We start from the raw sequence: 22,889 nt of genomic DNA, 5'->3' as shown, positions 1-22,889 counted from the left end.
CCGATGGCGGCTGGAGGAGTTCTAGCGGCGTGCGCCGAGCCCCGTCAATGGTTTGTCAGAACATTCTTACCCGGGCGGTCGGTCCGGCGGGGCGGCCGGCTCAGGGCCGTACGAGCAGCTGGAACTCGAAGGCGTACCGCGAGGCCCGGTAGACATGCGAGCCGAACTCGACCGCGCGGCCGGTGTCGTCGAAGGTCGTACGCTGCATCGTCAGCAGCGGGGCGCCCTCCGGCTCGCCGAGCCGCTCGCCCTCCTCGACGGTGGCGGCGCGCGCGCCGACGGCCTGGCGGGCGCTGTGCAGCGTGATCCCGGCCGCCCGCATCAGGCGGTACAGGCCGGTCTCCTCCAGCCGCTCGGTGCTGAGGTCGATCAGCCCGGCGGGGAGGTGGTTGCGCAGGTGGGCGACGGGCTCACCGTGCGTGAAGCGCAGCCGCTCGACGAGCGCCACCTCGGCGCCCTCCGCGATCCCGAGCGCGGCGGCGATCTCGGCGGTGGCCTCGGTGGTGGTGTTCAGGAGCACGCGGGTGGCGGGCTTCTGCCCGGCGGCCTCCAGATCGTCGTAGAGGCTGCTCAGCTCCAGCGGGCGCTTGACCTGACTGTGCACGACCTGCGTACCGATACCGCGGCGGCGTACCAGCAGCCCCTTGTCGACCAGCGACTGGATGGCCTGGCGGACGGTCGGCCGGGACAGCCCGAGGCGTCCGGCCAGCTCGATCTCGTTGCCGAGCAGGCTGCCCGGGGCCAGCTTGCCGGTCTCGATGGCCGTCTCCAGCTGCTGGGACAGCTGGAAGTACAGCGGCACCGGACTGCTCCGGTCCACGCTGAACCGGACGGGGCTCTCGGCGCCCTTGGAGTCTGTTTCGCGTTTCCCCACGGCTGGGAGCGTATCCGGCCCGGCAGATGACGGGAAGTCCAGAGGTCACATTGTCCGGACAATCACGTCGGGGGTGGTCGGGGTCAGGGGGTGGAAGGCGTGTCCGTGCGCGCCTCCGCGATCACCTCGTCCAGCACCTCCCGCGAACGCAGCAGATCACCGATCATCGCGTCGATACGGCTCCGTTCCACCGCCAGGTCATCGACCAGCGCGGCGGAGGCGGTCGCCGAACCGCCGTACTCCCGCATGCAGGGCAGCAGTTGCGCGATCTTCGCGCTGCACAGCCCGGCCGCGAACAGCTCCTGGATGCGGATCACACGGTCCACGCAGGCTTCGGGGAACTCACGGTGGCCGCCGGCCGTCCGCTCCGCCGCCAGCAGCCCCTGCTTCTCGTAGTAGCGCAGCGACCGCTCGCTGACTCCCGTACGCCGTGCCAGCTCCCCGATCCGCACCGGTTCCTCCCCGTCTCCCTCGGCCCCGGCCACCGCCGGGTCCGGCTGTCGAGCTTGAATCTGACATTAATGTCACCTTCTACCGTCCTGCCATGACGCACACCACGTTCGCCCCGCAGGCCCCTTCCGCACTGTCCGCCGACGCCCCGCCGTCCCTCCTCGACCCGTACGCCTCCGCCGCCCTGAGCACGCCCAACCGTGTTGTGATGGCCCCGATGACCCGCTTCCGCGCCGGCGAGGACAGCGTGCCGCTCCCCGTCGTCGCCGACTACTACGCGCAGCGCGCCTCGGCGGGCCTCATCGTCACCGAGGGCATCTGGCCCTCCTTCCGCGGCCAGAGCGGCTGGCGCGTCCCCGGCCTGGCGACCGCCCGTCAGATCACCGGCTGGCGCCGGGTCACCGACGCCGTGCACGCCGCGGGCGGACGCGTCTTCGCCCAGCTCATGCACGCCGGCCGCATCGGCCACCCGCTGGCCCGCATCGACGGCGGTCACCCGGCCGGGCCGTCCGCGGTGCCCGTACCCCAGGCCCAGCACACCCCGGCCGGGAAGCAGGACCCCGTGGTCCCCCTGGTCATGACACACGACGACATCCGTACGGCGATACGGGATTTCGCCGACGGCGCCCGCAACGCGATCCGCGCCGGGTTCGACGGCGTCGAGATCCACGGGGCCAACAGCTACCTGCTCCACCAGTTCCTCGCCGACAACACCAACCTCCGCCAGGACGCGTACGGCGGCGACATCACCGGCCGCATCCGCTTCCCGGCGGAGGTCGTACGGGCGGTGGCCGACGCAGTCGGCGCCCACCGCACCGCGCTGCGGCTGTCCCCCGGAAACCCGCAGTTCGGCATGGCGGAGGCGGACCCCGCGCCGGTCTACCGCGCCCTCCTGGACGACCTCGCTCACCTGGGCCTGGCCTACCTCCACCTGACCGAGAGCACCCCGGCCTACCCGGCGCTGGCCGACCTGCGGCCCCATTGGCCCGGAACCCTCATCGCCAATGTGGGTGAGAACGGGACCGCGACGACCCGGGCGGCGGGCCAGGCAGTCCTGGACTCCGGCCACGCCGACCTGGTCTCGTACGGGCGCGCCTTCCTCGCCAACCCCGATCTCCCCCACCGCTTCGCCACCGGCACCCCGCTCGCCGCCCACGACCCCGCGCTCCTCTACACGCACGGCGCGGAGGGCTACAGCGACTACCTCCCGAGCCGAGCCGCCCGCTGACGGCCCACCGCCCGGCCGGTGACTCGCATGCTCCTCCCCCTCACTTCCCCATCCACGCCTCCTCGTACTTCTTGTACGTGCCGTCGTGCTTCGCCAGGTGGACCCACTGGTCGACGTACTGCCGGAACGCGAAGTCCGCGCGCGGTACGGCGTACGCCTTCTCGGAGAAGGTGAAGGGCCGGTCGGGGTGGACGGCGCACAGTTCGGGGTGGATCTTGGACTGGTAGCGGGTCTCGCTCGCGTCGGTCATCATCACGTCCGCGCGGCCGGCGATGATCTCGTCGAAGACCGTGGCGTTGTCGGGGTGGCGCTTGATGGCCGCGTGCTTGAGGACGGAGCGGGCGAACTGCTCATTGGTGCCACCGGGGTTGACGATCACCGTGGTGCCGGGGCGGTCGATCTGCTCCAGTGTCCGGTACTTGTCCTGGTCCGCACAGCGGACGATGGGGGTCTTCCCGTCCGTACGGGTGGGTTCGCCGAAGGCTGCCTTGCGGGCGCGCGGGAGGGTGACCGACACGCCGCCCATGGCGATGTCGCAGCGCCCCGCCGCCAGGTCGTCCACGAGCTTTGCCCAGGTCGTGGCCACGTACTCGGGTTTGGCGTCCAGGCTCGCGGCGAGGTCGCGGGCCATGGAGATGTCCACACCGCTGTATGCCCCGGACGCGGGGTCGCGGTGGGTGAAGGGGCGGTAGTCACCGGTGGTGCAGACGCGGAGGACGCCGCGGCGGGGGACGGTGTCGAGGAGGGTGGCGGGGCGCGCCGTGGTGTGCGCGGCGGCGGACGGCCGGTCCGGGTGGGTGGCCGGGGCTGCCGGGGCGGTCGTCGGAGCGGTGGCGGTGAGGGCGAGGGCGCAGGTCAGGACGGAGAGGGCGGCGGCGCGGCGCATGGCGGCTCCTGTACGCGGCGAGGGCGTGAGCGGTGGGCGGAACGCGCCGTCAGCGTGGCAGAGCAGGGGACGGGAGAGAAGGGCGTGGCCGGGCATGCGGGACGGGACGGGCGGCTTGCGGGCCGTCCCGTCCCGTATGCCCGGGGCTTCCGCGTCCTACCTGCCTACCGCCACCGCACCGGCAGGTGCTGGGGTCCGCGCATCATGCCCGTACGCCACGTCAGCGCCTCGGGATCGGTGTCCAGGGCCAGGTCGGGGCAGCGGTCCAGGAGGCTGCGGACCGCGATGCGGCCCTCCATGCGGGCCAGTGGGGCGCCGAGGCAGAAGTGGATGCCGTGGCCGAAGGCGACGTGGCCGCGGGTCTCGCGGGTGATGTCGAAGGTGTCGGGGGCGTCGAAGCGCTCCGGGTCGCGGTCCGCGCCGGCCAGGCCGACGACGACGGTCTCACCGGCCGGGATCTCGGTGCCGCCGATCTCGACGGGCTCGGTGGTGAAGCGCCAGGTGGCGGTCTCCACGGGGCCGTCGTAGCGCAGCATCTCCTCGACGGCGTTGTCCAGGAGGGCGGGGTCGGCGCGCAGCGCGGCCAGTTGCGCCGGGTGCTGGAGCAGGGCCCGTACTCCGTTGGAGATCAGGTTGACGGTGGTTTCGTGGCCGGCCACGAGCAGGAGGAAGGCCATACCGAGCAGTTCCTGCTGGGAGAGCTGGTCGCCGCCCTCGTCGCTCGTCCGCACCAGGGCGCTGAGCAGGTCCTCGCCCGGCGAGCGGCGTTTGGCCCCGATCAGGCCGTCCAGATAGGCGGTCATCTCGCGGGCGGCGGTCATCGTCGCCTCTTGCTCGGTCGGTGAGACCAGCTCGTTGGACCAGGCGCGGAAGGTGTCCCGCTCCATGTCGGGCACGCCCAGGAGTTCGCAGATGACGGTCAGCGGGAGCGGGAAGGCGAGCGCCTCCACGAGGTCGGCACGGCCGTCCGGGGCGGCCAGCATGGCGTCCAGCAGGTCATCGGTGATCTGCTGGACGCGCGGGCGCAGCGCCTCGACGCGGCGGGTGGTGAACTCCCGGGCCACCAGCTTGCGCAGCCGGGTGTGCTGCGGTGCGTCGGCGTCGAGCATGTTCATCAACTGCCACTCGGCGTCCATCTCGGGGTCGACGACGGGGACGGCGGCGTTCGACCAGTTCTTGGCGAAACGGTTGTCGGCCAGCGCGGCCCGCGCTTCGTCGTATCCGACGATCAGCCACGCGTGCTGGGCCTCGGCCTGCATCTCCGGAACGCGGACCCGGTGGACCGGGCCCTGGGCACGCAGCTTGGCGTAGTACGGATGCGGGTCGGCGACGAAGTCCGGGCCGTACGCGCCCAGGTCGATGATTTCCGGCATGTCCTGTCCGCCCCTCGTAGGCTTTTCGGTCACCGTACGTACACCGGGGGCGGGGGTCATCGGCCCCGCGGAGGAGCCGGACGGTCCTGTCTCCTCCGAGGGGAGTGCTTCACCTGCGGTACCGCGGGGCGGCGCGGCCTCAGATGTCGTAGAGGCCGGCGGCCCCGGGGTCGGCCGGCGGCTGCGGCGCGGCGTCCGCGAGGCGGGCGAGCAGGTCCGTGGCGCGCTTGGCGACGGTCTCCCGGTCGCCTTCCGAGAGGGCCGAGCCCATACCCACGGCCACCGCGCCGGCGGCTATCCACTCGGGCGCGCTGTCGACCGTCACACCGCCGGTGGGCAGCACCGGCGCCTGCGGCAGGGCAGCGCGGACGTCGCGCAGCCAGTCCGGGCGGTGGGCGGAGGCGGGGAAGAGCTTGAGCGCGTCGGCGCCCAGCTCCAGGGCGCGCACCATCTCGGTGGGCGTGGCGACGCCGGGGAAGACCGGGACGCCGTAGCGGTGGCCGGTGCGGATGACCTCGGCGTCCAGGCTCGGGGAGACCAGGAAACGGGCCCCGGCGTCCACCGCCATCCGGGCCGAGACGGCGTCCAGGACCGTGCCGGCGCCGATGACGGCGTCGTCGCCCAGCTCACGGCTGAGGGTGGTGACGGCCTCCAGCGCGAACGGCGTGGTCAGGGATATCTCCAGGCTGGTGATCCCGGCGGACAGCAGCGTGTCGGCGGTGGCGCTGGCCTCGTCGTACGTCTCGCTGCGGACGATGGCGAAGACACGCTGCGCCAGAGCGGCCCGGGTGATCTCCCAGCGGTACACGGCAGTTCGCCGCCTTCCTTGTCTCAAACGCCAGAACCACGCGCCCCGCGCCCGCGGAACGGCCGGGCACGCGGCGTCTCCTGGGCCGCGCCGCGCCGCAGGTGACCGCCTCCTGGTCCCTTTGCCACCGTTGCCCGCCCATTCGTCGTTTCCACCGAAACGCTACCGGGGGCCACTGACAATCCTCTCGCGGGGGTGTGTCCCGGCGCCCGCCGTACGCCGGGAAGCGGGCGAGCGGCGGGGCCGCGGCGGCCGGGGGGGGACGGCGGCGGACAGCAGAGCGGCGGAGGCCGGGAACCCTCCCCGCCTCCGCCGCCCCGACCGGCCGACTGTTTCAGCAGCCCCGGTCGACCAGGTCGAACGACTTGTAGTGGTTGGCGGTGTAGTAGTCCTCGTTCTTCTTCGTGCCGGTCACGATGCGCCGCGCTCCGCGGTCCGGGGAGCCCGGCGTCTTGACGGTGTACTCGTGGTAGTAGCCGCTCTTCTGCTTGGGGAGGATGCCCTCCCGGTTGCTGAAGACGGTGCCGTCCTTCGGGTACGGGAAGGGGCCGCCCTTGGCTATCAGGTTCAGGGTGTCGTGGGCCTGCGAGGGCAGCTTCGAGTAACAGATCTTGCCGACCGCCGCGAGGTGCGCGGCGGAGCGGACGGCGGTGGCCGTGTGCGCCACGGGGGCGGTCGTGGTGGGCGTGGCGGCGACGGCGGGGCCGCCGGCCAGTCCACCGACAAGAAGGGCCGACGCGAGGGCGCCGACGGCGCCGAACCGGGTGATGCGCGGGGGGATCTTCATGAACCCAGCATGACGCGCGTAGACAGGTACCTGTCAATAACAAGGGCCGGATGTTTCCCGGGAGTTCACAGGACGACGCCCGGCTGAACAGCCGGATTGCCACGGAATGTCCGCTTGCCGCCGCTTGCCTGAGAGGCAAAACTTTTGCCCGAGAGGCGAAACCTGGCTATACCGGGTACATGAGCGACACCGCTGCCGAGCCGCCCCCGGACGAGCCGGCCGACGAGCTGCCCTCCGTAGCGCCCCGGCTGCGCGAGCTGCGGCGCCGTACCGGCCTCACCCTGGAGACGGCCGCCCGGCGGGTGGGGCTGTCGCCCGCGCACCTGTCCCGGCTGGAGACCAACCAGCGCCAGCCGTCGCTGCCGATGCTGCTCGCGCTGGCGCGGATGTACGGAACAACGGTATCCGATCTGCTGGGCGAGGCCGTGCCGGAGCGGGACCCGGTCATCCGGGCCGCCCGCGCCGAGCCGTCCGCGGCGGGCGGCTGGACGTACTGGACCGTGGGCGGCGCCGGGCGGGCCATGCAGGCGCTGCGGGTGCACGTACCGCAGCGCGCGCAGGGCGATCTCGTACGCGTGCATCCGGGCGAGGAGTGGCTGTACGTCCTCAGGGGACGGCTGCGGCTCACGCTGGGCGAGACGGTCCACGTGCTCGACCCCGGCGACGCCGCCCACTTCGACTCGCTGACCCCGCACCGCATCGCCGCCGCCACCCGCGGCGGCACGGAGCTGCTGTTCGTCCACACGCTGCTGCAGAGCGGCGCGGCCGAGCTGTGCCTCGGCGACGCCGTACCGCGCCGCGGCCTGTGACCGAGGAAGGAACCCCCGCCATGTCCGACGACCCCACCACGCCCGCCACCGAGGCCGCGCCCGCCACCGCGACCGGCCGCAGATACGTGGAGAACAAGCCGCCGCGCGGCGTCTACGTACGCGTCTTCATATACGTCGTGGCCACCCACGTCCTGCTGGCCTTCATGAGCATCATCTTCATCATCGCGAAGAACCGCTGAGGCTGCCGCGCGGCCCGACGGTGGCCTCTGCCCGGCCCGAGGCACAGCGCGGTGGACGAGCTTCCGGGGCCGTCATCCCACACGGATCGCATTCGCGAGCTTCTTGAGGCGGCGCGCCCCACGAGCCACGGTCATCGCTCCGAACCCCACCATGAGCGAGGTCAGCAGAGTGCTCTGGCCGCCGCCCGAGATGATCGCGAGCGTCACTGCCGTGATCGCCATCAGCACCATGAACGACTCGGCGAGGAGCCTTGCCCAGGACGCCAGGCGGTGGCGCCGTGCGTAGTAGAGGAGGAAGATCGTCCACGACGCCAGGATGGCGAGCGCCATCACGATGGGCCCGAACCCGGCCAGGATGTCCATCATTCTCGCGGTGGGCGACGAACCGGACGGCACGCCGGTGAGAGGACTGGGAAGCTTGCTGTTGCCGTAGATCACCAGGGCCGCGCAGGCGGCCGGTGTGGCGAACAACCAGATGCGGCCGCCCACGGGATGCTCCCGGACGAAGGCGAGGGCGAGACCGCTGAAGTAGATCACCTCCAGGCCCAGGACCACCGGCAGGAACGCCGGCTCGCGCGGTTGGCGGTCGACAACCGCGGACACCGTCCCGACGGCCATGCAGACACAGCCGAATCCGCTGACGACGGCCCAGGTACGGCGGGCGTGATCGGTCCCTCCAAAGGAGTTGATCAGCCATTCGATCACCCAGTGCCCGAGACATTTCGGTTGCTTCCCGGCGCGTCGGCTGACCCGGCGCCCGCATGGAGAGTCGCCCTCCACATCTGCGGTCGACGTGTACGAGCAGGTGAATCCGAGCCCCCTCACCCGAAGACCTTCAATGAATCGCCGACCGGAGGCGCAGAGTTCCGTGCCGCGATCACGCGCCCGTGGAGCCACTTGATGGCCTCGCGGCGGCTGGACTTCCAGACCTGCCACCAGGGGCCGTTGTCGAGCGGGACCGAGAACCACTTCTTGAGCGCGTGGGTCGAGACGCTGTGCTTCCTCACCTCGCCGATCACCTTGCGTCGCCGACGCAGGAGCAGCCGGCGGAGGGCGTTCTTGAGCAGCACCGGGATGGCGCCGACGACGAGTGCGATCGCCAGCCACTGCGGGAGGAACGAGGCGTCGTCCGCGGGCATTTGCGCGAGCAGGTGCAGAACTATGCTGGTGAGGCTGGTCGCGAACACCGCGGTCCAGAAGGCCGCGACTCTCCAGGACCGGCGGATCATCCGGCTGAGCGCATGGTGCTCCGACTTGGCCCACTTGGGGTTGTTGACAAGCCACAGAGCCCACTTGCTGAACCTGTCCCATTCACTGGGGATCAGGTCCCGGTGCAGGCCGTCGCAGCAGTTCCGGTCGGAGGCCACCAGGATCTTGTGCCAAGCGTGGGTCAGTTCGTCGTAACCGAGTTCGAAGTTGGGCCGACCCTCCTCCCAGTCCTGGAACAGTTTGCGGTCGAAGGGGAGGTGATGGAAGTCCCGGCCGAAGCCGAGGTCTCCCCAGTTCTCGATAAGGGCATCCCGGCTCGGTACCCGGTTGACCACCGTCTCGACCCGCGTCTGGTCGAACTCCTCGATCGTCTGCGCGCAGTTGCTCAAAATGATCTCCCGCTTGCCCTTGGCCCCGGCGCGGGCCGCGGCGACGACGAACGGGTGGTGGGCGGCGCTGAGACTGTTCACGGCCAGCGGGTCGAACTGGGCCCCGCAGTCGATGACGATGCAGGTCGCGCCCTGCTGGACGCCCCGGTCGAAGGCGCCGTCGAGGATCTTCCGGCAGACGGCGTTGGAGCGGCGGTCCTTGATCTCGGCAACGAGGTGGAAGGCAAACGTCTTGTCGCTCGGTCGCGTGGCCGGGAGCAGGAGGATCCGGCCGCAGCCATGCCTTCTCAGATAGGCCGGGGTGACGTCCATCAGCCGGTCGCTGAAGCGGCGACCGCGCGTACCTGATCCGGCCCGGGAGTACGCCGCCACATGATCGGCGAAGGTGCGGGCGCTCCCCAGCTCAGCCTTGGCCCGCTCACACCATGCGCTGGTACCGCCGTATTGGGCGAGGTCGGCGTCGAGGTAGAGCACCGTGTTGCCCGACTCGGCCAGCAGTTCGGCCGTGAGCATCGCGAGCGTGGTCTTTCCCACGCCTCCCGACGTGCCCACGAACGCCCAGCTCGGCAGGGGCGGTTGGTAGGCGGCGGGGGGCGGCAGCGGGATGCTCCATTCAGTGCCTTTACCCGATACGTAGAGGCTGGGGGTCTGCTCGCCACCGGTCGTGCGGTGCGCTTCGTCCCGGATGGCGGCCGTCAGTTCGGTGACCCTGATGCGGCGGTCGCCGGTCTCCACGCCGCGCTCCAGCACGGCGAGGACCGCACGCGTGAACTTGCCGTGGCCGTGCCGGACATCCTCGCGCGCCACCTCGTTCGCACCGCAGGCGGAAATCACTACGCGACCGTGGCCCTCTACCCTCAGGAAGTCATCGGGCAGGCCCGCCGAGCCGCGCCCGCCGATGACAACGCCGCGCCCGTGCTCCACGAACACCCCGCTGAAACAGGTGTCGAGCATGACGAGCAGTCGGCGCGTCGTGAGCCTGTTCAGCAGGGCCCACATCTTCTGGACGGGCAGGGCCGAGATCAGGGGCCGGTCCATGTCCGCGTCGAACGGCAGCAGATACGTCGCCCACCCCTTGTCGGAGCCGGCGTTCGTGCTCAGATCGGCCAGGCCGTGGCCGGACCAGTAGATCAGGACCGGGTCGTCCTCGTCCGTGACCCGCTGGTTGAGGTTGAATCCGAGTTCGTCGAGGATGCCCGCACAGGTGGCGGCCTCATTGGTGAGGGTCACCACGTCGAAGCCCGCGGTTTCCAGACACCGGGAGACCTCCTCGGCGTCATTGACTGCACAGTGGAGCGACGGGATCCGCTCTTTGGCGTACTGATCGATACCGATCACGAGAGCATGCGGCACTGATCCTCCAATCGGATGGAATAGGGGCTCCGAAAGCTATCGACCTCCTAGGGGCGGGGCCCCGACTCCGTCCGAATGTCACTCTTCCGACTGAGTTCCAGCAGATCGGTTGCCATCCGATTCACCTCGCGGGCGGAACAGCCCTCGATGGAGACCGACTTGCCCTCGGCCTCGAAGCGGATCACCTTTCCACGGTGGCGGTGCAGAAAGGCCACCACCGTTCCGCCCACGGCCGTCCACGCCGCTGGGCTGGACGCGGTGGCGACGATCACCTCGGACACGACCGACCGGGCGTCGCCCGCCGGGAAGCGGAAGCCGTGTGCCGCCAGATGGTCGCGGAAGTCGTCGGAGAACTGGTCCGTCAGCCGAATCGAGAGCCGCCGACTGCCGTCCACGGAGACCAGAGTGAAGGTGTCGGTCCCCTCGGACCCCGATGCCTGATGATTGTCGCGGATGATCAACATTCCTCCATCGAAAGTGCGTTTACTGGCGCACGGAAGGGCGGGCGAAGCATTCCACTGCTCGGGACATGCCAATCGGCCGTCAAACGGCTTGAGAATGCGTGCGGTTGGCGAGCGACGGTAGCACCGTCGCTTCACGAGCCCGGCGCGGTTGCGTTCGCGGGAGGAATCACGCTATAGGGCCGAGCGGTCCGGACGGCGGGAAGTACGGAACCGCGCCGGCCAGCCGCGGGCTCCGGCTCGGACGGCTTCCACGACGGGCGGCCGGGGCCGCCCCTTCCCCGGACCTGCTTCAACCGGTGCTCGGCCACAACTGCCACCTCCGACGGCTGAGGCTCTTCCTGGGCGTCGCCGACGACCTGATGTCCGCCGTCCCTTGCGAGGAACACGAGCTCGGCCGGGCTGCACCGAATTCGTGCGAAGTGTGGCCGGGGCGGTCCTTCCCTCGGCCGATCAACTCGGTTGCAGCCCCGAGGAATCCGAGCACCTGAGCCACGTGCGGGCCCGCGGAACTCCCCTCCACCCGACGCGAAACCCCATTGTCCTCAGCCCGTACCGGGTGAAACCTGCTGTCGCTCGTCACGCACGCACCACGCCGGTTTCGCACACCTCGTCGTACCGAGGAGGACCGAAGGATGCACCGTACGCGCACGGCGGCGGCCGCCCTTGCCCTGGCTCTGGCCCTCGTACCGCTCACCCTCCCCGGCTCCGCCGACGCGCGGGAAAGACCGCCGGCCGGGCCCGTCATCAGCCCGGCACCGCAGTCCGTCCGCGCCCTCGACGGCCGGGTCACGATCACTCCCACCGTCACGGTCGTCGCCGGGCCCCACGCCGACGGCCCGGCCCTGGACGTCGTCGAGCGCTCCCTGCTGCGGGCGGGCGCCGACCGGGTCGTACGGGCCGCGGAGGCAGGCCGGGGCCTGACCGTGTACGTGGACGGCGCGGGCGCCGCGCGGACCCTGGCGGACCTCGGCGCGCGCGGCACCGCCGGGCTGCCCGCCGAGGGGTACGCGCTGGCCGTCGGCGACGGCCGGATCGCGCTGGCCGGCGCGGACGCCACCGGCACGTACTACGCCGCCCAGTCGCTGCGCCAGCTCCTCCCGCACCGCGACCGCCCCGGCGCCCGGGTCCGCGGCACCGCCGTACGCGACTGGCCCGCCACCCCGCTGCGCGGTGTCATCGAGGGCTTCTACGGCACCCCCTGGTCGCACGCCGCGCGCCTGGACCAGCTCGACTTCTACGGCGCGCACAAGATGAACACGTACGTCTACTCGCCGAAGGACGACCCGTACCTGCGCGAGAAGTGGCGTCAGCCCTACCCGGCGGACCGGCTCGCACAGCTCAAGGAGCTGGTGGACCGGGCGCGGACCCGGCACGTGGAGTTCAGTTACGCGCTCTCGCCCGGCCTCTCCGTCTGCTACAGCTCGGACGCCGACCTCAAGGCGCTGACCGGCAAGTTCCAGGCGCTGTGGGACATCGGCGTACGGACCTTCGCGGTGCCGCTGGACGACATCAGCTACACGGACTGGAACTGCGCCGCGGACAAGGAGCGGTTCGGCACGGGCGGCGGCGCCGCCGGTGCCGCGCAGGCGCATCTCCTCAACCGGGTCAACCGCGAGTTCATCGCCGCGCGCCGGGCGGACGGCGCGCAGCCGCTCCAGATGGTGCCGACCGAGTACTACGACGTGCGGGCGACGCCCTACAAGGCGGCGCTGAAGGCGCGGCTGGACCAGGACGTGCTGGTGGAGTGGACCGGTGTCGGGGTGATCGCGCCGGTGATGACCGCCGCCCAGGCCGACGCGGCCCGGCAGGTCTTCGGGCACCCGATTCTGACCTGGGACAACTACCCGGTCAACGACTACGTCACCAACCGGCTGCTGCTCGGCCCCTTCAGCGGGCGCGAGCGGGGGCTGCCCGCCCGGCTGGCGGGCATCACGGCCAATCCCATGATCCAGCCCGCCGCCTCGAAGATCGCGTTGTTCACGGTCGCGGACTACGCCTGGAACGACCGGGCCTACGACGCCCGCGCCTCCTGGGCCGCGGCCCTCAGGGAGCTGTCCGGCGGCTCCCCGCGCACCGAACGCGCGCTGCGTGCCTTCGCCGACGCCCACTACGGCTCCGCCCTCAACCCGCAGCAGTCACCCGAACTGGCCGCTGCTGTACGGAATTTCTGGGACACCGGGGACGCGGAACGCCTGACCTCCGCGCTACGCGCCCTCCAGGACGCGCCGGGTGTGCTGCGCGCCGCCCTCCCCGACCGCGGCTTCCTGGACGACAGCGCGCCGTGGCTGGACGCGACCGCCGCGTGGGGCCGCGCCGCCGGTACGGCGCTGCGCATGGTGCAGGCGTCCCGCGAGGGCGACGAGGCGACGGCGCGGCGCCTGCGGGACCGGATCCCGGCCCTGGTCGCGACGGCGAAGTCGTACGTCTATGTCGACATGAACGGCAAACGCATCCCGGTCCTCGTCGCGAACGGGGTGGTGGACACCTTCGTGACGGACGCCGTCGCCGAACACGACGGCAAGCGCGGCCGGTCCTAGAATCACCGGCACGCAGGCACCCCGGCCGGTCCGCCCGCCGGCCCGCACGTGGGGAGGCACGAACATGACCCGTGAGAACGACGCGTCCGCCCCGGGCCGGCCGGGAACGCCCACCGCGGACGGCCTCCTGGAGGCCGCGGCGCGGGAGCTGGCGCCCGGCGCCGCGGACAACCCCCTCGTGGCGCGGATCGCCGCGGGCGGGGCGCCGCGCGAGGTGTTCGCCGTGCTCGCCCTCGAACAGCACCAGATCATCGCCGCCGACCGGCGCAGCTTCCGCCATCTGGCGGACCGCGCCGAGAGTGATCCACCGGTGGCGGCGTTCTTCGGGACGCTGGCCGACGGCGAGTCGCTGGCGCTCGGCGCGCTGCAGGGGCTGGCGGACGCCTGCGGGCTGGACGCGGACGCCGTACGGGACCACGAGCCGCGGGCCGGGTGCCAGGCGTACCCGTCGTACGTGGCCCGGCTGGCGCTCGGCGCGGAGCCCGCGGACGTGGTGATCGCCATGACCGCCAACTTCGCCGCGTGGGGCGGCTACTGCGCCACCGTCGCGCACGCCCTGCGGACCCGCTACGGCTTTCCCGACGCGGCGTGCGCCTTCTTCGACTTCTTCGCCGAGCCCGCCGCGGAACTCGACGGTCTGGCCCGCGACGCGGTGCGGCACGGTCTCGCCACGTCGCGGGTCACGCCCCGCCTCGCGCACCGTTACGGCCGCCTGCTCCAGGCGTACGAGCTGATGTTCTGGGCGGCACTCGCGGAATGACCCTCTCCGCGCTGAGCACCATGACCGACCGTTCGTCAAGCGCAATGGGCGCCCGGTGTGCCGCCCCGCGACACCCGCGAAAACAGGGACCTTTATATTTTTTCCAATTCCCCTTAGCACCTGGCGTTTTCCCTGTCAGAATGACCGCTCGTGTCCACCGGTCAGGGGAGAATCGTGAACCACCGCACCGCCATTGCCTTGTCCGCCGCCCTCGTCGCCGCCGCGGGTCTGACCGCGTGCGGCGGCAGCGCCAAGAGCGCGAGCCGGCCGTCCGCGCCGGCCGGGGCCGGCTCCCCGTCGGCTGATCAGGAGCCGTCCAAGGCGATCGCCGACGCGGAGGCGCGGCTGGGAATTCCCCCGAAGCCGGACGCCGCGACGCAGGCCCGCTACGTGGCCGCGCTCGACGCGATATCCCGGGACATCGTGAACGGCAAGCCGGAACGTGCGGTGAGCCGTGGCAGAAGTACCTGCGGCACGATCCACTCCTTCCCGAAGGACCACGCCAAGCAGGTGGAGCAGACCCGGCAGCGTTTCTCGGGCACCACGCAATTCAACGCCGCGCAGGCGGAGAAGATTCTGCAGGCCGTGCACACCCACCTGTGTCCGAAGAATTGACCGGGGCGGGCCTTTCCCGCCGTACACGTTCCGTGGTTCCGGGCCCGGAACCGTCATTCCTCAATGGCTCCGCCCACGGCCCGCAGATGGTCGCGGAATGTCAGGGCGGGGTCCTGCCGGCGCGCGGCGAGGTAGCCGGCGAACCCCACCTGCCGGCGCAGCGGGACTCCGTCCCGGATGCGGTCGGCCTGGCGGCGTTCGGTGTCGCGGATCGATTCCGCGCGTGAGAAGAGGTCCCCGGCACTGTCGGCGGGCACGAAGAGAACGCCGTCGTCGTCGCCGAGCACCAGGTCCGCGCGGCCGACCGTCCACTCCCCCACCGCGGCGCTGTCCAGCGCGCCGTCCGGACGGGTGTCGAGGTGCAGCGGGCCGGTCGGCGTCGCGCCCAGGCTGAAGACCGGCAGGCCGATCTCCCGCAGTTCGGCCGTGTCGCGGTGCAGGCCCCAGATGACGATGCCGCCCAGCCCGGCGGCCTGCGCCTCCAGGGCCATGAGATCGCCGACGCAGCTCTCGTCGGTCCGGCCGCCGTTGTCCGCCACCAGGATGTCGCCCGGCGCGGCAATCTCCAGCGCTTCGAGGAAGACATCGACGCTGCCGACGTGCCGGGCGGGCGCCACGCGTCCGGCCAGCCGGCTGCCCGGCACCAGGGAGCGCAGCGACGGCGGAGCGCAGCGCACCGGCGTCCGGGCGCGCAGGCCCGCGTCCGCCAGATGTGCCGTGGTCAGCGCGGCGAACCGCCGTCGCAGCTCGTCGTGTTCCATGCCGCACTCCTCCCCCGGGCGGTTCCGGCGCCCGGTGCCGGACGGACAACGTGGACATACCTTCCAACGTCACCGCCCCCGCGCGCCAGGGGCTGTGGCAGGCTCACGCCATGGATCACAGCACCGACACCCCGCCCGTTTCCGAGGAGTTGTTCGCCTTCGCCGTCCGTCTCGCCGCACGTGCGGGCCGGATGAGTGCCGAGGCGTTCCACGGCGAGCAGCAGTCGTCCGAACGCAAGCTTGACGGCACCGGGGTGACCGCGGTGGACCTCGCCGTCGAGGAGTTCGTACGGAAGGAGCTGACCGCGGCGTTCCCGGCGGACGCGGTGCTCGGGGAGGAGGCCGCGCCGCGGGCCGGGACGTCCGGGCGGCGCTGGGTGATCGACCCGGTCGACGGCACCCGGCAGTTCACCGACCGGGTGCCCACCTTCTCCACCGGCCTCGCGTACGAGGACGAGCACGGGCCCGCGATCGGGGTGGTCTGCCTCCCGGTGAGCGGCCAGCTGGTGGCGGCCGGGCGCGGCCTCGGCTGCCGGCTGCTGCTCGGCACGGACCCGGACCCGCTGGAAGCGCTGCGCTCGGGCCGCGGCCGGCTGCGCGCCGACGGGCGTACGGAGCTGACCGGCGCCCGTACGCAGGCGCACAACATCGCGGGATGGTCGGAGTCGCTGCTGACGGCGCTGCACCGGCGGGTGTGGCTGGTGCCCGTCGGCGGCGGCGCGCTGGACGTGCTGGCGGGGCGGGCGGACGCTCTGGTGATCGCGGGTCCCGCGATGGGGTACGAGGACCTCGCCCCGCTGCCCGTGATCGTCGCCGAGGGCGGCGGCCGGATCACCGACCTCACGGGTGCGCCGGTGCTGGAGGGCGACGGCTCGGTGCTGATCACGAACGGGCACCTGCACGACGCGTTCCTGGAGGTCGTGGCGGGACCCGTGCAGGAGGACAGTGCGCGTGCGGTCCTGGTCGACGCCCATCCGGGCTGGGCGGACGAAGGTGCCGCGCTGGCCGCGGAGCTGTGTTCCGCGCTCGCGCCGGAGGCCCGGCGGGTCGAGCACATCGGGAGTACGTCCGTACCCGGCATGGCGGCCAAGCCGATCTTCGACCTCCAGGTGAGCGTCACGGACCTGGCGACGGCCGCGGAGGCCTTCGACGCGCCGCTGGCGGCCCGGGGCTTCGTCCGCTCCCGGCACGAAGGCGATCACGTACCGGCGGGCCGGGACGACGATCCGGGCCGGTGGGCGAAGCGGCTGTGGACGCGGCGCGGCGGCCCCGGCCCGGACGTCAACCTCCATGTACGGTGTGCCGGTTCGCCCAACGAGCGGCTGGCGCTGCTCTTCCGCGACTGGTTCCGCGCCCATCCGGAGGCGGTCCCGGCGTACGCCCGTTTCAAGCGCGAACTCGCCCACCGTACGGCCGACTTCGGCAGCTACGCGGAGATCAAGGACCCCGTCGTGGACCTGGTGGTCGAGGTCGCGGAGGGGTGGGCGAAGGAGACGGGGTGGCGCCCCTGAGGGTTCTTACCGGTCCAGGAGCTGCCCCGACGGCTCGGCCAGGGTCCCGCCGTCGTTGATCCGCCGGCCGCGCAGCCAGGTGGACCGGACGACGCCGTGCAGCGTGCGGCCCGCGTACGCGGTGATCTTGTTGCGGTGCTGGAGCCCGGCCGGGTCCACGGTGAACGCCGCCTCCGGGTCGAGCACCGCGAAGTCCGCGTCCCGGCCCGGCTCGATGGCGCCCTTGCGGTCCAGGCCGACGAGTGCGGCCGGGGCGGTGGCCATCCAGCGGGCCACGTCCTCCAGGGTGTGGCCGCGCTCGCGCGCCGCGGTCCAGATGGCGGGCAGGCCGAGCTGGAGGGAGGAGATGCCGCCCCAGGCGTCGCCGAAGTCGGGGGTCTTCAGGTCGGCGGTGGACGGCGAGTGGTCGGAGACGACGCAGTCGATCGTGCCGTCGGCCAGGCCCTGCCAGAGCGCGTCCTGGTTGGCCGCCTCGCGGATGGGCGGGCAGCACTTGAACTCGGTGGCGCCGTCCGGGATCTCCTCGGCGGTCAGGGTGAGGAAGTGCGGGCAGGTCTCGACGGTGATCCGGACGCCCTCGGCCCGGGCGGCGGCGATCAGCGGCAGCGCGTCGGAGGAGGACAGGTGGAGTATGTGCACCCGCGCGCCGAGCCGCCGGGCGAGCGCGATCAGGCCCGCTATCGCGTCGTTCTCGGACGCCCGGGGGCGGGAGGCGAGGAAGTCGGCGTACTTCGGGCCGTGCGGCTGCGGCGCGGCGGCCAGGTGGTCCGGGTCCTCGGCGTGCACGATCAGCAGCCCGCCGAAGCCGGCGATCTCGCCGAGCGCGGCGGCCAGCTGTTCCTGGTCCAGCTGCGGGAACTCGTCCACGCCGGACGGGGACAGGAAGCACTTGAAGCCGAACACCCCGGCGTCGTGCAGCGGGCGCAGATCCTTGACGTTGCCGGGTACGGCGCCGCCCCAGAAGCCGACGTCGATGTGCGCCTTGCCGCGCGCGACCTCGCGCTTGGTGTGCAGATTCGCCTCGGTGGTGGTCGGCGGCAGGCTGTTGAGGGGCATGTCGACGAGGGTGGTGATGCCGCCGCACGCCGCCGCGCGGGTGGCGGTCCAGAAGCCCTCCCACTCGGTGCGGCCCGGGTCGTTGACGTGTACGTGGGTGTCGACGAGGCCGGGCAGCAGTACGTCGTCGCCGAAGTCCTCGACCCGGGCCCCGGCCGGTGCGGGGGCGTCGTGCGGGAGCACCGCCGCGATCTTCCCGTCCCGTACGGTGACGGTCGCCGCGCGCGTCCCCCGCGGGGTGACGACGCGGGTGGAGCGCAGCACCAGATCGATCTCGGACACCCGGTCCCCTCCTCGTGCGCTTCCCATGGGCTTCCGCACCACGGAATTCAACTTTCTGTTGAACGGAGTCTTCACTCGGGACCGCACCCCGTCAAGACCCCTTCCGCGACGGCGCGGTGGCGCGGATCGCGCCGGTCGGCCCTGGCGCACGGGCGGCTTTCTGACGGGAAAACGCACCTCGGGCCAACGCTTGGACGATTCCACAGAATGGATAACGACTTTCGCTCAGCAGAACGTAGCTCTGCCCAGTGGCCGTACCCGGTGATCGCGGGTAGCGCCCGGGTACGGCCGGGGCGCGGTCGCTGACCGGCGGGAACGAGTGTGCGAGGGACCGTGTGCCGGCCCGGGGGGACCGGTAGGCTGCTCCGGGTCGGTCCCGGCACCCGTACGGACCCGTACGGCCCCGTACAACAGAAGACCTGCGCCGAGCCCGCCACCACCTGCCCCGAAAGGAACGCGTCGTGCCGCCGTCCAGCGCCAGCACTTCCGCCGCCGCAGCCAGGCCCGCAGCCGCCGGCGGTGGCGTCCAGTCCCTTGAGCGCGCCTTCGACCTGCTGGAGCGGATGGCCGACGCCGGCGGCGAGGTCGGGCTGAGCGAGCTGTCCACCAGCAGCGGCCTGCCGCTGCCGACCATCCACCGGCTGATGCGCACGCTCGTCGCCTGCGGCTACGTCCGCCAGCAGCCGAACCGCCGGTACGCTCTCGGCCCCCGGCTGATCCGGCTCGGCGAAAGCGCCTCGCGGCTGCTCGGCACCTGGGCCCGCCCGTACCTGGCGCGCGCCGTCGAGGAGACCGGCGAGACCGCCAACATGGCGCTGCTCGACGGCGACGAGATCGTGTACGTGGCGCAGGTGCCGTCCCGGCACGCGGTACGGATGTTCACCGAGGTCGGCCGGCGGGTGCTGCCGCACTCGACGGGCGTGGGCAAGGCGCTGCTGGCGGGCCATCCGCCGGAGGAGGTACGGGCGCTCCTCGGCCGTACGGGCATGCCCGCCGCCACCGAGAAGACGATCACCGACCCGGACACCTTCCTGGACGCCCTCGAAGAGGTCCGCCGGGCCGGGTACGCCATGGACGACAACGAGCAGGAGATCGGTGTCCGCTGCATCGCGGTGCCGGTGCCGGACTCCCCCACCGCGGCGGCCATCTCCATCTCGGGCCCGACGGGCCGGGTGACCGAGGCGTCCATCGACAAGATCGTCCCGGTGCTCCAGGAGATCGCCGCCGAACTCTCGGTGGCCCTGGCGAACCAGAACCCGGCGTAGTCTCCGGAGCCCCGGCCCCGACCCCTGCCCCGGCCGTCGTGCGGCCGGGGCTCAGTAGCGGCGCGGCAGGTCGCCGTACAGGCCGATCAGTTCCCGTACGTCCGTCAGCGCGGGCGCCAGCGCGCTGACCGAGCCGACCGCGCCCGTGATCAGCAGCAGCGAGCGGCGCAGCCGGGGCACATCCGGGTCCCCGGCGCTCACCATGGCGTGCAGCGCGGCCAGTTCGTCGTCGGCTGCCGTACGGTCGGGCAACTCCGCCGGAAGCAGGGCCAGTTCCCGGCGCAGCCGGGCCACCGCGCCGCACAGGGCGACGGCCCGTGGATCGTCCCCGGCTCCTGCGACTCGCCTGTGCTTCTGCCTCTGCTCCACAACGACGGCACCCTCCAAGGCCGTTGACCCCGCTCCGCGATGCGGGCCAGTTAACGCCACCCTGCGCGGTGAGCGCCATACGGAGAGCGAAATCAGGATCACCGAATTCCTACGCGCGCGCGGCGCCCCCGTGCGATAGCGTTTTCGGTCTGCCCCGCTCCCCTCCGCCACCTCCGACCCCGCGCCGCCGCCCCTCCGTACCCGGCCATGAGGTAAGCAGGGCCCATGGCACACACCGCTCACCCCACCCCGGACTCCGCCCTCACCCGCCGCCCGGTCGCCGGGCTGCTGCTCGCCGCGGGCGGCGGGCGGCGACTGGGCGGCCGCCCCAAAGCCCTGCTCGATTTCCGCGGCCGGCCGCTGGTCGAGCACGCGGCCCGGGTCCTGCGGGAGGGCGGCTGCGACTCGGTGCTCGTCGTCCTGGGCGCGGCGGCCGGGACCGTACGGGAACGGGCCGACCTCACCGCGTACGCGACGGCCGAGAACCCGGACTGGGCGCACGGCATGGGCTCCTCCCTGCGCGCCGGCCTGGCCGCTCTGGCGGATTCCGGGGCGGGCGCGGCGCTGGTCTCGCTGGTGGACCAGCCGGGCATCGGCGCGGCGGCGGTGGCGCGGGTGATCGCCGCGTACGAGGGCGGGGCCGATCTGGTGGCGGCGGCGTACGGCGGGGAGCGCGGGCACCCGGTGCTGTTCGGGGCCGGGCGGTGGGCGGCGGTGGCGGCCGGAGTGGCCGGGGACCGCGGGGCCCGCGCGTATCTGAAGGAGCACGAGGACGCCCTCGCGCTCGTCGAATGCGCCGATGTGGCCGAGCCGTACGACATCGACACCCCGCGGGACCTGTTCCGTCTGGCGTCGCCGGACGCGCCGCGGGAAGACGAAGGGCGGTGACCGTGGTGGCACCGGGAGCCATCCGGCCGCCGGTTCTGTCGACGGAGAGAATCTCGACGTCAACAAACCATTGAAGTTCCGCGATAAGGAAACTACTCTCCACTGATCAGAAGCGCCCTGAACCCTTAACGGCACCCGCGACCGCCGGCTACGGCCCATGGCACCCCGTGCCGCCCGCACGCCCCGACGGCCGCCCGGGCCCCGCCGCTGAATGGAGTGACAGCTCATGTCCGCACCAGCGCCGTCCCCGCTGGACATCGTCGACGTCGACCCCGGCAAGGCCCCCGCCCGCCAGGACGAGATCCTCACGGAGGCCGCGCTGGCCTTCGTCGCCGAACTCCACCGCCGGTTCACCCCGCGCCGCGACGAACTGCTCGCCCGCCGCGACGCGCGCCGCGCCGAGATCGCCCGGACCTCCGCCCTGGACTTCCTGCCGGAGACCGCGCACATCCGCGCGGACGACAGCTGGCGCGTCGCCCCGGCGCCCGCCCCGCTCGACGACCGCCGGGTGGAGATCACCGGTCCCACCGACCGCAAGATGACCATCAACGCGCTCAACTCCGGCGCCAAGGTCTGGCTCGCCGACTTCGAGGACGCCTCCGCGCCCACCTGGGCGAATGTCATCGGCGGCCAGGTGAACCTGATCGACGCCTATGAGCGCCGGATCGACTTCACCGACCCGGACAGCGGCAAGTCCTACGCCCTGAAGCCCGCCGAGGAGCTGGCGACGGTCGTGGTGCGCCCGCGCGGCTGGCACCTGGACGAGCGCCACCTCCGGCTCGACGGCACGCCGGTGCCCGGCGCCCTGGTCGACTTCGGCCTGTACTTCTTCCACAACGCCCAGCGCCTGCTGAACCTCGGCAAGGGTCCGTACTTCTACCTGCCGAAGACCGAGTCGCACCTGGAGGCCCGCCTCTGGAACGAGATCTTCGTCTTCGCGCAGGACTACGTGGGTATCCCGCAGGGCACCGTCCGCGCCACCGTCCTCATCGAGACCATCACCGCCGCGTACGAGATGGAGGAGATCCTCTACGAACTGCGCGACCACGCCTCGGGGCTGAACGCGGGACGCTGGGACTACCTGTTCTCCATCGTGAAGAACTTCCGCGACGGCGGCGAGAAGTTCGTGCTGCCGGACCGCAACGCGGTCACCATGACGGCGCCGTTCATGCGCGCCTACACCGAACTCCTCGTCCGTACGTGCCACAAGCGTGGCGCGCACGCGATCGGCGGCATGGCGGCGTTCATCCCCAACCGCCGTGACCCGGAGGCCAACGAGACGGCGCTGGCCAAGGTCCGCGCCGACAAGGACCGCGAGGCCGGGGACGGCTTCGACGGCTCCTGGGTCGCCCACCCCGACCTGGTCCCGGTCGCCCGCGCCTCGTTCGACGCGGTGCTCGGCGACCGGCCGCACCAGAAGGACCGGCTGCGCGAGGACGTGTCGGTCACGGCCGCCGACCTCATCGCCATCGACTCCCTCGACGCCCGGCCCACCTACCAGGGCCTGGTGGACGCGGTCCGGGTAGGCACGCGGTACATCGAGGCGTGGCTGCGCGGCCTCGGCGCGGTCGCCATCTTCGGCCTCATGGAGGACGCGGCCACCGCCGAGATCTCCCGCTCGCAGATCTGGCAGTGGGTGGACGCGGGCGTCGTGTTCGAGAACGGCGAAAAGGCCACCGCGGACCTCGTCCGCAAGATTGCCGACAACGAACTGGCCGCCATCCGCGCCGAGATCGGCGACGACGCCTTCGCCGCCGGCGCCTGGCAGCAGGCCCACGACCTCCTCCTGAAGGTCTCCCTGGACACGGACTACGCGGCGTTCCTGACGCTGCCGGCTTACGAGCTGCTGGACTGACCGACTGCCGCATCCACCACCCAAGGGCCCGTACGCGCCGGACACCCGGCCGGTACGGGCCTTTCGGTATGGTCTCGATTCCCCTTGATCCACAGGGCACTTGTTCCCTAGTGTCGTCATGTGCACGACCACCAATGGGTGCTGACACCACCCCCGGGTG

22 protein-coding genes are annotated in these 22,889 nt (G+C 72.0%); 10 read left to right on the top strand and 12 right to left on the bottom strand.

The window, feature by feature from the left end:
• Nucleotides 1-100: 100 nt before the first annotated feature.
• Together IH45_RS0101160 and IH45_RS0101155 are read right to left on the bottom strand one after the other, a co-directional pair.
• A complete protein-coding gene (locus tag IH45_RS0101160) occupies nt 101-874 on the bottom strand; it encodes a GntR family transcriptional regulator (protein WP_078897097.1) in 774 nt (257 codons plus the stop codon).
• 83 nt (nt 875-957) lie between these two features.
• On the bottom strand, nt 958-1,326 hold the full coding sequence (locus IH45_RS0101155; protein ID WP_030659891.1) for a MerR family transcriptional regulator: 369 nt from the start codon (nt 1,324-1,326) through the stop codon (nt 958-960).
• 92 nt (nt 1,327-1,418) lie between these two features.
• Here IH45_RS0101155 and IH45_RS0101150 point away from each other — a divergent pair, with 92 nt between their 5' ends.
• Nucleotides 1,419-2,552, top strand: a complete 1,134-nt coding sequence (locus tag IH45_RS0101150) for an alkene reductase (RefSeq protein ID WP_030659889.1) — start codon at nt 1,419-1,421, stop codon at nt 2,550-2,552.
• A gap of 40 nt (nt 2,553-2,592) precedes the next feature.
• Here the strand turns inward: IH45_RS0101150 and IH45_RS0101145 are convergent, their stop codons facing one another.
• The 4 genes from IH45_RS0101145 to IH45_RS0101130 all read right to left on the bottom strand — a co-directional run bounded on the left by IH45_RS0101145 (nt 2,593) and on the right by IH45_RS0101130 (nt 6,406).
• Nucleotides 2,593-3,438 carry a transporter substrate-binding domain-containing protein gene (locus IH45_RS0101145; RefSeq protein ID WP_030659887.1) on the bottom strand — a complete coding sequence of 282 codons (846 nt, stop codon included), beginning with the start codon at nt 3,436-3,438 and terminating at the stop codon, nt 2,593-2,595.
• 164 nt (nt 3,439-3,602) lie between these two features.
• Nucleotides 3,603-4,811: a cytochrome P450 family protein gene (locus tag IH45_RS0101140; RefSeq protein WP_030659885.1), complete on the bottom strand. Its 1,209-nt coding sequence runs from the start codon at nt 4,809-4,811 to the stop codon at nt 3,603-3,605.
• A gap of 139 nt (nt 4,812-4,950) precedes the next feature.
• A complete protein-coding gene (locus IH45_RS0101135) occupies nt 4,951-5,619 on the bottom strand; it encodes a bifunctional 4-hydroxy-2-oxoglutarate aldolase/2-dehydro-3-deoxy-phosphogluconate aldolase (protein ID WP_030659883.1) in 669 nt (222 codons plus the stop codon).
• A 334-nt stretch (nt 5,620-5,953) separates the two neighbouring features.
• The gene (locus IH45_RS0101130; protein WP_030659881.1) at nt 5,954-6,406 is read right to left on the bottom strand and encodes a ribonuclease; all 453 of its coding nucleotides are present in this window, start codon (nt 6,404-6,406) and stop codon (nt 5,954-5,956) included.
• Nucleotides 6,407-6,585: 179 nt separating this feature from the next.
• On the opposite strand from IH45_RS0101130, the gene IH45_RS0101125 reads away from it, so the two are divergent.
• Together IH45_RS0101125 and IH45_RS0101120 are read left to right on the top strand one after the other, a co-directional pair.
• Nucleotides 6,586-7,215 (top strand): helix-turn-helix domain-containing protein, encoded by a 630-nt coding sequence (locus tag IH45_RS0101125; protein WP_030659879.1) that lies wholly within the window; start codon nt 6,586-6,588, stop codon nt 7,213-7,215.
• A gap of 20 nt (nt 7,216-7,235) precedes the next feature.
• Entirely contained in the window at nt 7,236-7,415 is a 180-nt protein-coding gene (locus IH45_RS0101120) for a DUF6126 family protein (protein ID WP_050514425.1), read from the top strand.
• 72 nt (nt 7,416-7,487) lie between these two features.
• Here the strand turns inward: IH45_RS0101120 and IH45_RS0101115 are convergent, their stop codons facing one another.
• From IH45_RS0101115 to IH45_RS0101105, 3 genes are all read right to left on the bottom strand, one after another.
• Nucleotides 7,488-8,120, bottom strand: coding sequence for a hypothetical protein (locus tag IH45_RS0101115; RefSeq protein ID WP_030659875.1), 633 nt, complete (start codon nt 8,118-8,120; stop codon nt 7,488-7,490).
• Nucleotides 8,121-8,236: 116 nt separating this feature from the next.
• A complete protein-coding gene (locus IH45_RS0101110; RefSeq protein ID WP_030659873.1) occupies nt 8,237-10,351 on the bottom strand; it encodes a caspase family protein in 2,115 nt (704 codons plus the stop codon).
• A 62-nt stretch (nt 10,352-10,413) separates the two neighbouring features.
• Entirely contained in the window at nt 10,414-10,830 is a 417-nt protein-coding gene (locus IH45_RS0101105; protein ID WP_030659871.1) for an effector-associated constant component EACC1, read from the bottom strand.
• Nucleotides 10,831-11,462: 632 nt separating this feature from the next.
• On the opposite strand from IH45_RS0101105, the gene IH45_RS0101100 reads away from it, so the two are divergent.
• From IH45_RS0101100 to IH45_RS0101090, 3 genes are all read left to right on the top strand, one after another.
• Nucleotides 11,463-13,367: a beta-N-acetylhexosaminidase family protein gene (locus IH45_RS0101100; protein ID WP_030659869.1), complete on the top strand. Its 1,905-nt coding sequence runs from the start codon at nt 11,463-11,465 to the stop codon at nt 13,365-13,367.
• Nucleotides 13,368-13,431: 64 nt separating this feature from the next.
• The gene (locus IH45_RS0101095) at nt 13,432-14,127 is read left to right on the top strand and encodes a thiaminase II/PqqC family protein (protein ID WP_030659868.1); all 696 of its coding nucleotides are present in this window, start codon (nt 13,432-13,434) and stop codon (nt 14,125-14,127) included.
• A 174-nt stretch (nt 14,128-14,301) separates the two neighbouring features.
• Nucleotides 14,302-14,742 (top strand): DUF732 domain-containing protein, encoded by a 441-nt coding sequence (locus IH45_RS0101090; protein WP_030659866.1) that lies wholly within the window; start codon nt 14,302-14,304, stop codon nt 14,740-14,742.
• A gap of 53 nt (nt 14,743-14,795) precedes the next feature.
• Here IH45_RS0101090 and IH45_RS0101085 read toward each other — a convergent pair whose 3' ends face one another.
• The gene (locus IH45_RS0101085) at nt 14,796-15,503 is read right to left on the bottom strand and encodes an RraA family protein (protein WP_030659864.1); all 708 of its coding nucleotides are present in this window, start codon (nt 15,501-15,503) and stop codon (nt 14,796-14,798) included.
• Between the two features lie 110 nt (nt 15,504-15,613).
• On the opposite strand from IH45_RS0101085, the gene IH45_RS1000000149670 reads away from it, so the two are divergent.
• Nucleotides 15,614-17,014: an inositol monophosphatase family protein gene (locus IH45_RS1000000149670; protein WP_234440385.1), complete on the top strand. Its 1,401-nt coding sequence runs from the start codon at nt 15,614-15,616 to the stop codon at nt 17,012-17,014.
• Between the two features lie 6 nt (nt 17,015-17,020).
• On the opposite strand, the gene allB is transcribed toward IH45_RS1000000149670, so the two are convergent.
• The gene (allB, locus tag IH45_RS0101070) at nt 17,021-18,379 is read right to left on the bottom strand and encodes an allantoinase AllB (RefSeq protein WP_394298649.1); all 1,359 of its coding nucleotides are present in this window, start codon (nt 18,377-18,379) and stop codon (nt 17,021-17,023) included.
• Between the two features lie 434 nt (nt 18,380-18,813).
• On the opposite strand from allB, the gene IH45_RS0101065 reads away from it, so the two are divergent.
• Entirely contained in the window at nt 18,814-19,617 is an 804-nt protein-coding gene (locus tag IH45_RS0101065) for an IclR family transcriptional regulator (protein WP_030659859.1), read from the top strand.
• A 51-nt stretch (nt 19,618-19,668) separates the two neighbouring features.
• Here the strand turns inward: IH45_RS0101065 and IH45_RS0101060 are convergent, their stop codons facing one another.
• Nucleotides 19,669-19,986 (bottom strand): DUF5955 family protein, encoded by a 318-nt coding sequence (locus IH45_RS0101060; RefSeq protein WP_050514424.1) that lies wholly within the window; start codon nt 19,984-19,986, stop codon nt 19,669-19,671.
• A 225-nt stretch (nt 19,987-20,211) separates the two neighbouring features.
• Here IH45_RS0101060 and IH45_RS0101055 point away from each other — a divergent pair, with 225 nt between their 5' ends.
• On the top strand, nt 20,212-20,874 hold the full coding sequence (locus IH45_RS0101055) for a nucleotidyltransferase family protein (protein ID WP_050514423.1): 663 nt from the start codon (nt 20,212-20,214) through the stop codon (nt 20,872-20,874).
• A gap of 226 nt (nt 20,875-21,100) precedes the next feature.
• Nucleotides 21,101-22,729: a malate synthase A gene (gene aceB / locus IH45_RS0101050; RefSeq protein WP_030659853.1), complete on the top strand. Its 1,629-nt coding sequence runs from the start codon at nt 21,101-21,103 to the stop codon at nt 22,727-22,729.
• Nucleotides 22,730-22,889: the final 160 nt, after the last annotated feature.

The sequence above is a fragment of the Streptomyces rimosus subsp. rimosus genome (assembly GCF_000720725.1).
Taxonomy (GTDB): domain Bacteria; phylum Actinomycetota; class Actinomycetes; order Streptomycetales; family Streptomycetaceae; genus Streptomyces; species Streptomyces rimosus_A.
The sequence above is the reverse complement of the archived record's forward strand: the minus strand, read 5'-3'. Positions and strand labels throughout refer to the sequence as shown.

Bases quoted from the DNA above. Each gene is read 5' to 3' on its own strand.
- IH45_RS0101150 (WP_030659889.1), top strand. From the start codon at position 1,419: ATGACGCACACCACGTTCGCCCCGCAGGCCCCTTCCGCACTGTCCGCC.
- IH45_RS0101145 (WP_030659887.1), bottom strand. From the start codon at position 3,438: ATGCGCCGCGCCGCCGCCCTCTCCGTCCTGACCTGCGCCCTCGCCCTC.
- IH45_RS0101140 (WP_030659885.1), bottom strand. From the start codon at position 4,811: ATGCCGGAAATCATCGACCTGGGCGCGTACGGCCCGGACTTCGTCGCC.
- IH45_RS0101130 (WP_030659881.1), bottom strand. From the start codon at position 6,406: ATGAAGATCCCCCCGCGCATCACCCGGTTCGGCGCCGTCGGCGCCCTC.
- IH45_RS0101125 (WP_030659879.1), top strand. From the start codon at position 6,586: ATGAGCGACACCGCTGCCGAGCCGCCCCCGGACGAGCCGGCCGACGAG.
- IH45_RS0101120 (WP_050514425.1), top strand. From the start codon at position 7,236: ATGTCCGACGACCCCACCACGCCCGCCACCGAGGCCGCGCCCGCCACC.
- IH45_RS0101105 (WP_030659871.1), bottom strand. From the start codon at position 10,830: ATGTTGATCATCCGCGACAATCATCAGGCATCGGGGTCCGAGGGGACC.
- IH45_RS0101100 (WP_030659869.1), top strand. From the start codon at position 11,463: ATGCACCGTACGCGCACGGCGGCGGCCGCCCTTGCCCTGGCTCTGGCC.
- IH45_RS0101095 (WP_030659868.1), top strand. From the start codon at position 13,432: ATGACCCGTGAGAACGACGCGTCCGCCCCGGGCCGGCCGGGAACGCCC.
- IH45_RS0101085 (WP_030659864.1), bottom strand. From the start codon at position 15,503: ATGGAACACGACGAGCTGCGACGGCGGTTCGCCGCGCTGACCACGGCA.
- IH45_RS1000000149670 (WP_234440385.1), top strand. From the start codon at position 15,614: ATGGATCACAGCACCGACACCCCGCCCGTTTCCGAGGAGTTGTTCGCC.
- allB (WP_394298649.1), bottom strand. From the start codon at position 18,379: ATGGGAAGCGCACGAGGAGGGGACCGGGTGTCCGAGATCGATCTGGTG.
- IH45_RS0101055 (WP_050514423.1), top strand. From the start codon at position 20,212: ATGGCACACACCGCTCACCCCACCCCGGACTCCGCCCTCACCCGCCGC.
- aceB (WP_030659853.1), top strand. From the start codon at position 21,101: ATGTCCGCACCAGCGCCGTCCCCGCTGGACATCGTCGACGTCGACCCC.